Here is a 14,183-nt window from a genome sequence, read left to right as displayed (position 1 = left end):
TCTTATACTATATCACTCTTTAAGGAAGAGGTGTACCGTTTTTTTTTCATTTTGTTCTTGCGTTTTTTTTCATAAGATGATATAGTTTTTTATACCGAAATATATTCAATTGGTTGTGTTGTGATTTTTTGTTTTTTTGATTTAAAGAGGTTGTATTCTAAATGATAGTGACAGATATTCATGTTTATTTTTTATAGTTGACTTAAAATTATATATTTAAATATGAACATATTTATTTTCACTATCATTTTCTATAAAAAATACCGAAAAACATTCATTAATAAGGAGGAAATGAAAATGAAAAAAATAAGTAGGATTGAGGAACAAAAAAATCATCTTCTGTATCAGTTTTTGGAAAAGTTGAATAAAGAGATTCCTAACCAAGAGAACAACTTAAAAATGGAAGAAACGTATATTCGGCAGTATAAATTGTTGGTAAATATGTCTTTTAGTGCAAACATTTTATATAAAGGTGTCGATTACGCAAGTCATGTATATAATCATGTTGTTAAGATTGAGTATACGAGACTATGCAAAATGATTATAAAGCAAAATCTAGATAAACAAGTAACAGAGGAATTACTTAAAAATTTAAAAAGGACACAAAATGAGCTGCTTCTTCACTCGCCAATAACGAAAAATTCAGAGGGTATTGATATTTTTTATAGTTTTACCGGGGGCAATCGCAAAAAATATAGAGCAAACCGAAAAGCTATAAAGCAAATGTATATGGAAATAAAGCAGGAATCAGCGAAAAGTGTATACAGATATATCAAGGATTCTTTTAGCCGAAAGTATAGGAAGATCAAAGAAAAAAAAGCTTATGCAATTTGGTTATTAAAAAGTTATACTTGGCATTGAAAAAGAATATCTACAGTTAAGATACGCAAAGAATAACCGTTTCTATGAATAAGAGACTTTGTTTTAATAGAAGGATATGTTGTGCTATGCTTAAAAAAGAATAGTCGTTTCTTCAATAAGAATTGTTCGAAAAGATGTCTAGCGCATAGCTAAATGTCAAACAAGGAAAGAAGGAATTGGAATGAACAACGATGAAGAAAAACATGTAAATCATCAAAGCTCTGAAATAGAAACTACGGATCAAAGTATAAGGGATAACCGAAAGCATTTACGAATGTCTAGTGAGGATCATTCTATGCACATGGGTAACTTCAAGAAAAAGCTTTGGTTTTCACTTGTTTTGGCGATACCAATCATTTTTATATCACCGATGATGGGTGTTGATTTACCTTTTCAATTTACTTTTACAGGTTCAGAGTGGTTAGTTCTAATTTTAGCTTCGATTTTGTTTTTTTATGGTGGGGAACCATTTTTAAAAGGTGCGCAGATGGAACTGAGACAAAAAAATCCCGCAATGATGACTTTAATTACTATGGGAATTTCAGTCTCTTATTTTTACAGTCTGTACGCATTTATTATGAATAAATTGTTTCCTCAAAGTCATGTGATGGATTTTTTCTGGGAGTTAGCTACGTTGATCGTTATCATGCTCTTAGGACATTGGATTGAGATGAACGCTGTTTCAAATGCAGGCGATGCTTTACAGAAAATGGCTGAACTTTTACCTGAAAAAGTTAAAAGAGTGAATAATGATGGTATTACAGAGGAAATACCATTGAATCAAGTCCAAGTAAATGATTGCTTAATCATTTCAGCGGGAGATAAAATTCCTGCTGATGGGGTAATTACCAAAGGGCATACATTAGTTGATGAATCAGTGGTTACTGGGGAATCGAAAACAATCGAAAAAAATAAAAATGACAAAGTGATTGGTGGTTCCATCAATGGCAATGGAATGATTGAAATAATAGTGACTGGAACTGGTGAAACTGGTTACCTTTCAAAAGTTATGGATATGGTCAAAAAGGCACAAACTGAAAAATCAAAATTAGAATCTTTATCCGATCAAGTAGCGAAGTGGTTATTTTTTATAGCTCTCGGTGCTGGACTTGTATCGTTTATAATTTGGTTGATTGTTGATAAGGACATAGGTATTGCTTTTGAACGGATGGTAACAGTCTTTGTCATCGCATGTCCTCATGCATTAGGTTTAGCGATACCTTTGGTTGTGGCTAGATCAACTTCAATTGCTGCTAAAAACGGATTATTATTAAAGAATCGGGATGCGTTGGAACAAGCAAATAATATTCAATATATTATGTTAGATAAGACAGGTACACTGACGGAAGGTAAATTTTCTGTAACCGGGCTTGAAATGATTGTCAAAGACAGAACGAAAGAAGAAATACTGAGCATTATTGGGGCTTTGGAAAAAAATGCAAATCATCCCATAGCTAGTGGCATCATGGATTATCTAGAAGAGAAAAACATTTCACCAGATAAAGTTGAAAATCTTCAAAGTATTTCTGGTGTAGGACTTACTGGTAAAGTCAATAAAATGGAAATTAAAATTGTTAATGAGAAAGAGGTAGACCGTTTAAACATACTATTTGATCGCTCATTGAAACAAAGTTATCAAGAACAAGGCAATACGATAAGTTACTTGATTATTGATGGCGAATTAGTTGCTATGATTGCTTTAGGGGACAAGGTGAAACCAGAAGCAAAACAATTTATAACTAATTTGGATGAACAAGGGATCACACCAATAATGTTGACAGGGGATAATAAAGTAGCAGCGGAGGCAGTGGCACATTATTTAGGAATTAATGAATATTACGGTGAGTTATTACCTGAAGATAAAGAAAAATTCATTCAAACATTTGTAAGCGAAGGAAAAAAAGTGATGATGGTAGGTGATGGAATCAATGATGCTCCTAGTTTAGTCAGAGCAACCATTGGCGTTGCAATTGGTGCTGGGACAGATGTAGCGATTGATTCAGCTGATGTTGTATTAACGGATAGTGATCCAGAAGATATTCTGCGTTTTCTAGATTTAGGTAAACAAACAAAGCGAAAAATGATCCAAAATCTTTGGTGGGGAGCAGGCTATAACATTATTGCGATTCCACTTGCTGCTGGTATTTTAGCACCTTGGGGGATTTTATTAAATCCAGCGGTAGGAGCGATTTTGATGTCTCTGAGCACAGTAATTGTTGCAGCAAATGCAATGACATTACGCATACGCAATTAAAAAAATAAAAAGTAGTGAATATGACGTATATTTTATATGCATATTCATTATTTTTTTTTCTAAAATTACTGAGTCCCGCAAAAAAAGTGGTATTTTTTGTAAAGTAGACTGATATAATGAGTATTCATTTTTAAAAGTGGAGGTTGAAGATGGAATATAAAGAAATTTTTGATTTTGAATCAGGAAGATTGTTTGAATTGTTCAAATTATTAAAATCAGTGGATACCAGTATCTCACTAGAGCAGCTTTCTATTGAGATTGATGTTAGTCAAAAAACGATATTGAGATATATCAAGAAAGTGAAAAAATTATTTGAAATCTATCAGTTAGAAAATCATTTAGCAATTGTTAGTCGATCAAAAAATAGCTTTTATTTAAAGCGAGATAATGACTTATATTCAGAGATTTTTTTGGTGCAATATTTAAGCAATTTACCAGAAGTTATTTTTTTAAAAGCTATTATTGAAGAGGAAACGATTCTGACGAAAAATTTAGCTGAAAAGCTGTTGATTAGTGAGTCTTGCTTGAGAAGACGAGTAAAAAGAATTAATGATCGGTTAAAAAAGTTCGGTGTCTATTTGAGGCGTGGTACCTATGAATTGTCGGGAGAAGAAGAACAGATTCGAGAGTTGATTCTACACTTTTATTGGTTTGTTTATCAAGGAACAAATAATAATTTTTTATTGCAGGAAAAAGCTGGAAGTAGACAATTGACACAACTGCTGATTGATTTTTTTAATATGCAGATCAATGATATTCAAAAGGAAGCCCTGTTTAGAATCATTCAAATAGCCATTTGGCGTTATCAAAAGGGAAAGGCAATAAAAATAAAAGCAGAATGGCAGCAGTATATTAATGAAAGTTCCATTTTTGCTAAACTTCAAGAGGCAATGAGAATCAACGAAACTTATCAATATATAGATATTGAGGAAGTAGCATACCTTTACTTAATAATTCAGGCACGTTTTTTACCATACTTTGGTTCAAGTATGCAAGCCTATATTATAGAGGAACATTACATAAAGAAAACCACTTGTTATTCAAGAACAATAGTGATGACAAATAAATTCAGACATGTTTTTTGGGAGAAAAAATTTAAGCATTCAAAAGATAGTATTGTGGCATCTTTAGGATTTCATTTGTATTATGAACTAATTTCATATTTTTACTTTGAAAGGAATCAACCTGCCAAGGTATTACAAGAGGCTTTTCCTAATTTTACTAGTAAACTGGATGAATGTGTATCTGGATTGAGTAAAAATAGTTCAATTTATCAGAGGATACCTAAAGATGCTTTATTTTATCGCTACTTTATGATTTTAAGTTCACTTATTTCTCCTGTGTATAGTGAAAAAAGAATATTTATTTGTTTAATGACCGATTTATCACTTGAAAAAGAAATAGAACTTGGTAAGAGAATAACCAGTTTTTTCTATGAAAGGTATAATCTAACAGTTATTTATGCTAGAAAAACTAAATCTATTATGTATGCTGATGTTATTTTAACTACAGTTTTTTATCAAGATTTAATTCAAAAACATTCACAACCCGTCCTATTGATTGGACAAAATTTTTCTGAGAAAATATTTTTTCAAATTGAAAATTTATTAAAAAAAATCTGATAATGAAACCCTTTCATTCAACTGTGTTAAAATATAATAGTAAATACATTTCAGGAGGGGTTTTAGTGAGGAAAATTCAATTTGGATCAAGTGAGTTACAAGTAGCATCCGTTATTCTGGGGTGCATGAGAATGAATGGCGCTGAGAATCCAACAGAAATTATTGAAACAGCTTACGAGCAAGGCATTGATTTTTTTGATCACGCTGATATCTATGGTGGCGGAGAATGTGAGAGGATATTTGGAAAAGCCTTGAAAGAAACGTCTATCAAAAGAGAAGAGATCATTATTCAGACAAAATGCGGGATTCGTAAGGGAATGTTTGACTTTTCAAAAGAACACATTGTTTCCTCTGTTGAGGGGAGTTTAAAACGTTTAGGTGTTGATTATATTGATGCCTTATTACTTCATCGACCGGATACACTAGTAGAACCAGACGAGGTTGCTGCCGCTTTTGATCAATTAGAAAAGCAAGGAAAAGTAAGATACTTTGGTGTTAGTAATCAAAAACCCATGCAAATCGAACTATTGAAGAAGACAATACAGCAACCATTATTAGCTAATCAACTTCAATTTGGTATCAAACATACTGGTATGATTGATCAAGGAATTCATGTGAATATGACGGATGAACAAAGTGTAGATAGAGATGGAAGTATTTTAGATTATTCTCGTTTAAACGAGATGACTATTCAAGCATGGTCACCTTATCAATACGGATTTTTTGAAGGTGTTTTTATTGGAAACGAAAAATTTTCAGACTTAAACGCAACGTTAGATAAAATTGCAGAAAACCATAATTGTACGTCAACTGGTTTAGCTACTGCATGGATTTTAAGACATCCTGCCAATATGCAAGTGATCGCTGGAACCATGAATAAAGATCGAATCAAAGAAATTGCGAAAGCGTCTGAGATTGTGTTGAGCAGAGAAGAATGGTATGAAATTTATCGTGCCGCAGGCAATATTTTACCTTGATTTACAATTTTTAACGATTTTATTCACACATTATTCACACTTACTTTATATCATAAAGAATTTATTTTTATGTGTAGTTCCAATAGTTATAAGTCCATTCTGAGTGTGCAGAGTGGATTTTTTTACTATCGGTGATGGTAAGCGAGGTTGTAGTTTACATCGCAGACACATAAATTTGAAGAGAAAAAGTTACATTTTAGAAATTATTCGTTCATAAATAGTTCACATATTTTTTGTATTATAAAAACATAAAAGAAAGATAGCTGTTACAAAAAATTAATTTCATTTGTGTGTATTCCTAATTCCCCCCCTCTGAGTGTGCAGAGGAGGGGTTATTTTTTTACTATTAATTCCGAGTGATTCTGCCTTATTCACAGTAAGGAATCGTTTTAAGAATGGAGCAAAATTTTTTTGTAACTTCTTATTTTTAGCCATCTGAATGAAACTTTAATTCCTTCCTACTGCAAAGTTGACGTATTTTTGTTAGAATAGGAAGGAAACCAGTTTGCTGAAGATAAGGAGAAAAAAGAATGACAAAAAATAAGTTATTATTAGTTGATGGAAATAGTGTAGCTTTCCGTGCGTTTTTTGCTTTACACAATTCCCTGGAGCGTTTTAAAAATAAAAATGGACTGCATACCAATGCAATCTATGCGTTTAATAATATGTTTGAGAACGTTATGACAAAAGAAAAACCTACACATGTTTTAGTTGCTTTTGATGCAGGTAAAACAACTTTTAGAACTGAATTTTATCCAGAATATAAAGCAGGGCGTTCGAAAACACCGGGTGAATTTAAAGAACAAATGCCTTACATTCGTGAATTGCTAACTGGTTTAGGTGTAAAGTATTATGAATTAGATAACTATGAAGCAGATGATATCATTGGAACCTTAGCAACAAGAGTTCCAAAAGAAGAGTTTGATGTGGTTGTACTGTCGGGTGATCGAGATTTGACGCAATTAGCAACAGGCTCTGTCAAAGTAGATATTACAATTAAGGGAGTCAGCGATTTAGAAACTTATACTCCAGAATACGTAGCAGAGAAATATGATGGTCTCACACCGAATCAGATCATTGATATGAAAGGTCTAGCAGGAGATACGTCAGATAACATTCCAGGCGTAACGAAAATTGGTGAAAAAACAGCTATTAAACTATTAAAAGAATATGGTTCGGTGGAAGGTGTTTATGAAAACATCGATAAGTTGAAACAAAGCAAGATGAAAGAGAATTTAATCAACGATAAAGAACAAGCTTTTATGTCTAAACGTTTAGCCACAATCAATGTAGATTCGCCAGTTGAAATCAATATCGAAGAGTTAAAGTATGAGGGGAAAGATCTAGAAAAATTGATCCCTTTCTACAAGGAGATGGATTTTAAACAAATTTTAAGTAAACTAAATGTTGAAGAAGAAACTGTTGAATTGGAAGATGTTCACTTTGATGTAGTTGATAAATTTACTGAGGATATGTTTACCGAGGATATGGCATTGTATGTTGAGATGCTTGAAGATAATTATCATACCTCTCCAATCGTTGGTGTTGCATGGGGAAACAAGAAAAAAGTGTATGCAACTAATAGTTTGGAATTATTCGAAAGTAAACCATTTATTGATTGGTTACTATCAGATAAATATAAGAAAACTGTTTATGATGCGAAACGTACCTATGTTTCACTTAACCGTTATATTGGTAAGACGCAAGGGATCGCTTTTGATGTATTACTAGCAGCTTATTTACTGGATACAAATGATAACAGTGCAGATATCGAAGGGGTAGCTCAACACTATGGCTATACCGATATTCATTCTGATGAAACTGTTTATGGTAAAGGGGCGAAAAAAGGGCTTCCTGAAGAGGATGAAGTATTTTTCAGTCATTTAGCTCGTAAGATCAATGCCATTCATTTCCTTTCTGAAAAATTAGACACAGAACTAGTTGAAAAAAATCAAGCTGATTTATTTTATAAAATGGAACTGCCTCTTTCGAAAATTTTAGGTGATATGGAAATTACAGGAATTCGTGTTGATGCGAATCGATTAAAAGAAATGCGAATTGAATTTTCAGATCGTCTTCGTGAGATTGAACAAAAAATCTATGCTGAAGCTGGAGAAGAGTTCAATTTGAATTCACCTAAACAATTAGGTGTGATTTTATTTGAAAAAATGGGTCTGCCAGTCATTAAAAAAACGAAGACGGGATACTCAACTGCAGTAGATGTACTAGAACAATTGAAAGAGCAAGCTCCAATCGTTGAAGATATTTTAGTGTATCGCCAAATTGCAAAAATTCAATCCACATATGTTGAAGGCTTGCTTAAAGTGATACAACCTGATGATAAAATTCATACACGCTATGTACAAACATTGACACAGACTGGTCGTTTAAGCTCAGTTGATCCAAATCTACAAAATATCCCGATTCGATTAGATGAAGGACGTAAAATACGTCAAGCGTTTGTACCTAGAGAAAAAGACTGGATGATTTTTTCATCTGACTATTCTCAAATTGAATTGCGTGTCCTAGCTCATATTTCTGATGATCAACATTTAAAAGAAGCCTTTATTGAAGGTCAAGATATCCACTCAAGTACTGCGATGCGTGTGTTTGGTATAGAAAAGCCAGAAGATGTCACATCAAATATGCGTCGTCAAGCGAAAGCAGTAAACTTTGGTATTGTTTATGGGATTAGTGATTATGGGTTGTCTCAAAATCTAGGAATTACTAGAAAACAAGCACAAGAATATATTGATACCTATTTTGAAAAATATCCAGGTGTTAAAAAATATATGGAAGATATCGTACGAGATGCTAAAGATAAAGGATTTGTGGAAACTTTATATAATCGTCGTCGTTATTTGCCTGATATTAATTCACGAAACTTCAATTTGCGCTCTTTTGCAGAACGTACTGCAATTAATACACCTATTCAAGGGAGTGCTGCAGATATCTTGAAAATTGCAATGATCAATATGGATCAGCGATTAAAAGAAGAAAATTTACAGGCGACAATGTTACTTCAAGTACACGATGAGCTTGTATTTGAAGCACCAGAATCGGAGTTAGAAAAACTAAATGCATTAGTTAAAGATGTAATGGAGAATGCAGTTGCCTTACATGTACCGTTGATTACTGACAGCAGTTGGGGAAAAACATGGTATGAGGCAAAATAATTAACTAATAATGAAAAGAGACTGATTTGAACGGTGATGTTTATTTAATCACTTTGTCAGTCTCTTTACGCTAAGGAGAGATGGAAAGTGCCTGAATTGCCAGAAGTTGAGACAGTTAGAAAAGGCTTGGAAAAATTAGTTGTCGGAAAGACGATTGAAGAGGTCACTATCTTATGGCCAAGAATTATAGAGGCGCCTGAAGCAGACGTTTTTGCTCAGAAATTGATTGGTCAAAAGATCGAAAAAATGGAACGTCGTGGAAAGTTTTTGATTTTTAAAATGACGAATTACGATATGATTTCTCATTTAAGGATGGAAGGGAAATACGAAACGAATCATCCAAGTGACGAACGAACAAAGCATACGCATGTGATTTTCACATTTACTGACGGGACTGAATTGAGATATCTTGATGTTCGTAAATTTGGTCGAATGGTTTTAGTTGAAAAAGATCAAGGGAAAAATTATAAAGGTATTTTGACATTAGGACCTGAACCAATTCCTTCTGAATTTAAACTAGCAGAGTTTAGTAAAGGTCTAAAAAAACATCATAAAGCGATCAAACCGCTATTACTGGATCAACGATTAGTAACTGGTTTAGGTAATATCTATGTAGATGAAGCATTATGGGAGGCGAAAATCCATCCTGAACAGCCTGCGGATACCTTAAAACCAAAGGAAATTGAAAGATTGTACTTTGCTGTTATTGATGTGCTTGGTCGAGCAGTTGAAGCTGGTGGGACAACGATTCGTAGTTATTTGAATGCGTTGGGAGAAGCAGGAACTTTTCAAGTTTCATTGAATGTATATGGTCAAACGGATAAACCATGTCCGAGATGTGCTACGCCAATAAAGAAAATAAAAGTTGCCCAACGTGGTACACATTTTTGTCCTAAGTGTCAAACTCTGAAAGTGAGGAATTGATTGATGGGAATGGTTTTAGGGGTGACTGGGGGCATAGCGACAGGAAAGAGTACGGTTGTGAATGTATTTAGAAGCTTGGGTTTTCCAATAGTAGATGCAGATGTTATAGCAAGAGAAGTCGTTGAGCCTGGAACACCAGGTTTATCTGAAGTGGTTTCTGTCTTTGGAACAGACATTTTGAATTCAGATAACTCACTGAATAGAAAGAAGTTGGGGACGGTTATTTTTTCTAATAAACAGAAAAGAAAATTGCTGAATAAAACCCTATCTCCATTTATAAAAAAAACTATTTTAACTGAAATTGAGGACAAGAAAAAAGAATCTCCGTTGGTGATTGTAGATATTCCTCTGCTTTATGAAGGCGGTTATGATAAATTTGTTGATCAAGTAGCTGTTGTTTATGTTCCAGAAAATATTCAATTAATCCGCTTGATGAACCGAGATAACTTAACTGAAAAAGAAGCCTTGAATCGAATTGAAAGCCAATTAGCAATAGAAGAGAAAAAAAAGTTGGCAGATATTGTATGGGACAATCAAGGAAATATCCAGGATACAAAAAAACAAGTAGAGAATTGGATTTCTCAAAATGGTTTTTTTAAAGTGTAATGTATTGCATATTTTTGTTTCATATACTATTTTATCCTTGAGAATTTGAGCCGATAACTTATTTAATAATTGATAGGTAATGAGGTAGAAAATAAGATGTGAAAAGACAAGTGAGATGATAATTTCTCTTGTCTTTTTTTAGTTTGCAGTGGATATTCTTCTTTGATTTTTTTATATTAAATGACCATTAATTTCTTTAGGAAGTCGTCGTAGATGTATGGTTTCTTAGCCATTTCATGTTATACTATTGGTAGTAGACTAAAAATGAATAAATTAAAATAAAAATACAAGATAAAATGAGGTGAACACTATGCGTTGTCCAAGATGTCATCATAATAATTCTCGTGTAATCGACAGTCGTCAAGCAGATGATGGTCGTGCGATTCGTCGTCGTCGGGAATGTGAAAATTGCAATTACCGTTTTACAACATTTGAACGAATTGAAGCGGCGCCTTTATTGGTTATTAAGAAAAATGGCGATCGAGAAGAATTTAATAGAGAGAAAATATTACGTGGATTGATTCGTTCTGCTGAAAAGCGTCCAGTCGCTATGGAACAGATGGAACAGATCGTCGATAATGTCGAAAATCGTGTACGTAGTTTAGGAGAGAATGAAATCTCAACCACATTGGTTGGTGAATATGTGATGGAAGATTTAGTTAATCTGGATGAAATTGCTTATATTCGATTTGCTAGTGTCTACCGTCAGTTTAAAGATATGAGTGTTTTCTTAAAAGAACTACAAGGGATTGTAGATAAAGCAAAATCGTCAAATAATGATACAACCAATGAATAAGGAGGTCTTTCCTTGAAAGATAATTGGAAAGAAGTACATCCTAAAAGCATTTTTCAAGTCACTGTTCCGTCCCCTTTGTCTGATCAAGAACAGATGATTTTAACTCTTCTATATCAACCGATGATTGGTGCAGAAGCATTTAGCCTTTATTTGACACTGTTGTCAGAAGTTGAAGAGTCAGGAATGAGTGAATCACTATTTCATGCGGATTTAATTACTATGATGAATATAAGCATCAGACAAATTCAATCAGCCAGAAGGAAACTTGAAGGGATTGGATTGTTAACAACATACGTCCAAAATGATTCTGAACTCGGACCCAAATTTTTATATCGTTTAAATCATCCTGAGCCAGCTGAACGATTTTTCAAAGATGAAGTGCTGGTCTTAACTCTTTTAAATAGTGTAGGGCAACGGAAATTAGATAAGTTATTTAATCAGTTCAAGCCTAAGTTTGTTAACTTGACTGGTTTTGAAGATATCTCATCTAGATTTAACGATGTTTATTTGTTTAAAGAAGAACAAATCATTTCCCAAAATCAACAGTTAAGTCAAATTGAGCAATCGTTCAATGATCCGAGACCCTCTAAAAAGCCAAGTGCTGTAGATAAAAGCTTTGATTGGTCCTACTTTATACAAGGGATAGAACGATTAGGAATCAAACTTCCTGATAATGGTGACGGATTTAAAGAAGAAGTATTTATCTTTCATAATTTATTTGGGATTACAGAATTGGATATGATTGATTTTTGTTCCAAATCTTTTGATTATTATACGAGCAAAATCGATGTGAAGGACTTTGAACGAGCAATTTATAGAGCCTATGATCCTGATAAAAAACAAAAGAGAAGTGAATTTCAAAAAAATGAAGTTGCGGAGTTATCCGATGAGGATCAACAAACGTATCGTTACAATTCGTTAAAAATGAATGGATTTTCAACTCAAGATATCCAAATGATCATGGATAGCGAAAAGAATTTTCCATTAAATTATCTAGAAGCTTTAAAAAATGGAAGAGGTGGCTATACAACGCCGCAAGAACGCTCTTTAGTTAAATATTTAGTCAGTAAGTCTGGTTTGCCGAATAGTGTAATTAATATTTTGATCAATTATGTATATAACATTCAAAAACAGCCCACTTTAAAAGCAGATTACGTCAATCGAATCGCCAATGAATGGGCGCAAAGCGGTATTTTTTCACCAGAGAAAGCAATTGAGCATGTCCGAGAAATAGCTAAAAAAGGAAAAGAGCAAAAACAAACGAGACAACGTTACGGACAAAACAATCGGCCGATTCGTCAAGAAACTTTACCAGATTGGGTGGATAATCCAATCGAAGAAAAAAAACTTTCGCCAGAAAGACAGGCTGAACTTGAAAAAGAACTCCGAGAATTATTAAACGAAGAAGGTGATTGATAATGGAAGATGTAGGGAAAGAAATGTCAAAAATCATTCAAAAGCGAGATATGAACGAAAGATATAATGAACTAGTTGAAGTTGTTATGAAGGATGCTGATGTAACACGGTTTATTGAAGAAAATCGTGAACGCTTAACAGACGAAGACATACGCAAAAGCTACTCAAAATTATATGAATTTGTTCAAGAAAAAAGAAAATATCAACTGAATGACCCAACAATGATTGCTCCAGGTTATGAGCCAAAATTAGCATTGAACTTCCATTATATTGATGTCACTTATGTACCTACCGAAGCACTGATCGCTAAGCAGCGTGAAGACGAAATCCGTAAACGTGTCAAAGCTATGGATATGCCAAAAGATGTTCGTGAAGCGCGCTTAAATAATTTTGACTTAAGTTCTGATGGAAGAGAAGAAGCATTTGCTAGTGCCATGAAATTTATAAAAGAATATTCTCAAGCACCAAAAGATTTCCATAAGGGACTTTATTTAAAAGGCACATTTGGTGTAGGTAAATCTTTTTTATTAGGAGCGATTGCTAATAATTTAGCAGAGCGAGGATTTGTGACGACTATTGTTCACTTTCCAACATTTACAGTTGAAATGAAGCAAGCGATTGCCAAAGATTTAGTGGGTGAAAAGTTAGATGCTGTCAAAAAATCACCAGTATTGATGATTGATGATTTAGGGGCTGAATCAATGACTTCTTGGATTCGAGATGATGTATTAAGTGTTATTTTACAATACCGTATGCAAGAGCAATTAGTGACTTTCTTCTCATCAAATCTCGATTTAAAAGAATTAGAAAAACATTTATCAGTGACGCAAAGAGGAGAACAAGAACCATTAAAAGCTCGTCGAATTATGGAGCGTATTCGCTATTTAGCAAAAGAGATTTCCATGTCTGGCAATGATCGGAGAAATGGTTAATGAAGGGTCTATTTATTAGACAGCCTTTCAATTCCTATAAAGAGAAAAATTTAATGCATGTATTTTTCAGTAATTATGAGTATATAAGAGGAGCTATCAATGAAAAAAATCTCAATAACTATATTAACTGCTGTTACTTTGATTTCTTTGGGAGCATGTACGCAAATAAAAAAGAGTCCTCTAAAGGAAGTGAAGAGACATCAATGAGTACCAAGAAAAATGAAAGCACTAATACAACCTCAAATAGTAAGGATCAAAAACAAGAACAAGCAGTATTTACAGCAGTATTAGTTGAAGATGCTAAGAAAAATGATACCGTAGATAAATCTATACGTCTTGTTTTGAATCAAGTAGAGGCGATTGAAGATCCTGAAAAAGTAGTCAATATGATGAAAAATGAAGGTGTTATTTTGAACGTTTCTAATGAGGAATTAGCTGGTGGAATTACTGAAGAAGAGTTAAAAACAGGTGATAAAATTCAATTTACTTTAGTAGGCCTACCTGCTATGACTATGTCAATCCCACCGCAAGTAGCTGGAAATTCAGTAATTAAAGTTGAAAAAATTTAATTATTAAAAAAATGTTAAGCGAAATAATTTGAAAAAAGATTGGTTCTCAT

Annotated in this window: 11 protein-coding genes; all 11 read left to right on the top strand. The window is 33.4% G+C overall.

Going from position 1 to position 14,183, the window contains the following annotated elements; genetic code table 11:
• Positions 1-297: 297 nt before the first annotated feature.
• The 11 genes from BCR23_RS00815 to BCR23_RS00765 all read left to right on the top strand — a co-directional run bounded on the left by BCR23_RS00815 (position 298) and on the right by BCR23_RS00765 (position 14,133).
• Complete coding sequence (locus tag BCR23_RS00815) at positions 298-861, top strand: hypothetical protein (protein WP_069633605.1); 564 nt, start codon at positions 298-300, stop codon at positions 859-861.
• Between the two features lie 181 nt (positions 862-1,042).
• Positions 1,043-3,115, top strand: coding sequence for a heavy metal translocating P-type ATPase (locus tag BCR23_RS00810; RefSeq protein ID WP_069633604.1), 2,073 nt, complete (start codon positions 1,043-1,045; stop codon positions 3,113-3,115).
• A 149-nt stretch (positions 3,116-3,264) separates the two neighbouring features.
• The gene (locus tag BCR23_RS00805) at positions 3,265-4,737 is read left to right on the top strand and encodes a helix-turn-helix domain-containing protein (RefSeq protein ID WP_069633603.1); all 1,473 of its coding nucleotides are present in this window, start codon (positions 3,265-3,267) and stop codon (positions 4,735-4,737) included.
• A 65-nt stretch (positions 4,738-4,802) separates the two neighbouring features.
• Positions 4,803-5,714, top strand: a complete 912-nt coding sequence (locus tag BCR23_RS00800) for an aldo/keto reductase (RefSeq protein ID WP_069633602.1) — start codon at positions 4,803-4,805, stop codon at positions 5,712-5,714.
• Positions 5,715-6,244: 530 nt separating this feature from the next.
• Positions 6,245-8,890 (top strand): DNA polymerase I, encoded by a 2,646-nt coding sequence (gene polA, locus BCR23_RS00795; protein ID WP_069633601.1) that lies wholly within the window; start codon positions 6,245-6,247, stop codon positions 8,888-8,890.
• Positions 8,891-8,977: 87 nt separating this feature from the next.
• On the top strand, positions 8,978-9,814 hold the full coding sequence (gene mutM, locus BCR23_RS00790; RefSeq protein WP_069633600.1) for a DNA-formamidopyrimidine glycosylase: 837 nt from the start codon (positions 8,978-8,980) through the stop codon (positions 9,812-9,814).
• Positions 9,815-9,817: 3 nt separating this feature from the next.
• Positions 9,818-10,420, top strand: a complete 603-nt coding sequence (coaE, locus tag BCR23_RS00785; RefSeq protein WP_069633599.1) for a dephospho-CoA kinase — start codon at positions 9,818-9,820, stop codon at positions 10,418-10,420.
• Between the two features lie 310 nt (positions 10,421-10,730).
• The gene (nrdR, locus tag BCR23_RS00780) at positions 10,731-11,216 is read left to right on the top strand and encodes a transcriptional regulator NrdR (protein ID WP_069633598.1); all 486 of its coding nucleotides are present in this window, start codon (positions 10,731-10,733) and stop codon (positions 11,214-11,216) included.
• A 12-nt stretch (positions 11,217-11,228) separates the two neighbouring features.
• Positions 11,229-12,632 carry a replication initiation and membrane attachment family protein gene (locus BCR23_RS00775; RefSeq protein WP_069633597.1) on the top strand — a complete coding sequence of 468 codons (1,404 nt, stop codon included), beginning with the start codon at positions 11,229-11,231 and terminating at the stop codon, positions 12,630-12,632.
• A gap of 2 nt (positions 12,633-12,634) precedes the next feature.
• Positions 12,635-13,564: a primosomal protein DnaI gene (dnaI, locus tag BCR23_RS00770; RefSeq protein WP_069633596.1), complete on the top strand. Its 930-nt coding sequence runs from the start codon at positions 12,635-12,637 to the stop codon at positions 13,562-13,564.
• A 203-nt stretch (positions 13,565-13,767) separates the two neighbouring features.
• Positions 13,768-14,133 (top strand): hypothetical protein, encoded by a 366-nt coding sequence (locus BCR23_RS00765; protein WP_240482508.1) that lies wholly within the window; start codon positions 13,768-13,770, stop codon positions 14,131-14,133.
• The last annotated feature ends 50 nt before the right edge of the window (positions 14,134-14,183 follow it).

It is taken from the genome of Enterococcus quebecensis (assembly GCF_001730365.1).
Classification (GTDB): Bacteria; Bacillota; Bacilli; order Lactobacillales; family Enterococcaceae; genus Enterococcus_L; species Enterococcus_L quebecensis.
This window is presented reverse-complemented; position numbering and strand designations above follow the sequence as displayed.

Bases quoted from the DNA above. Each gene is read 5' to 3' on its own strand.
- BCR23_RS00815 (WP_069633605.1), top strand. From the start codon at position 298: ATGAAAAAAATAAGTAGGATTGAGGAACAAAAAAATCATCTTCTGTAT.
- BCR23_RS00810 (WP_069633604.1), top strand. From the start codon at position 1,043: ATGAACAACGATGAAGAAAAACATGTAAATCATCAAAGCTCTGAAATA.
- BCR23_RS00805 (WP_069633603.1), top strand. From the start codon at position 3,265: ATGGAATATAAAGAAATTTTTGATTTTGAATCAGGAAGATTGTTTGAA.
- polA (WP_069633601.1), top strand. From the start codon at position 6,245: ATGACAAAAAATAAGTTATTATTAGTTGATGGAAATAGTGTAGCTTTC.
- coaE (WP_069633599.1), top strand. From the start codon at position 9,818: ATGGGAATGGTTTTAGGGGTGACTGGGGGCATAGCGACAGGAAAGAGT.
- nrdR (WP_069633598.1), top strand. From the start codon at position 10,731: ATGCGTTGTCCAAGATGTCATCATAATAATTCTCGTGTAATCGACAGT.
- dnaI (WP_069633596.1), top strand. From the start codon at position 12,635: ATGGAAGATGTAGGGAAAGAAATGTCAAAAATCATTCAAAAGCGAGAT.
- BCR23_RS00765 (WP_240482508.1), top strand. From the start codon at position 13,768: ATGAGTACCAAGAAAAATGAAAGCACTAATACAACCTCAAATAGTAAG.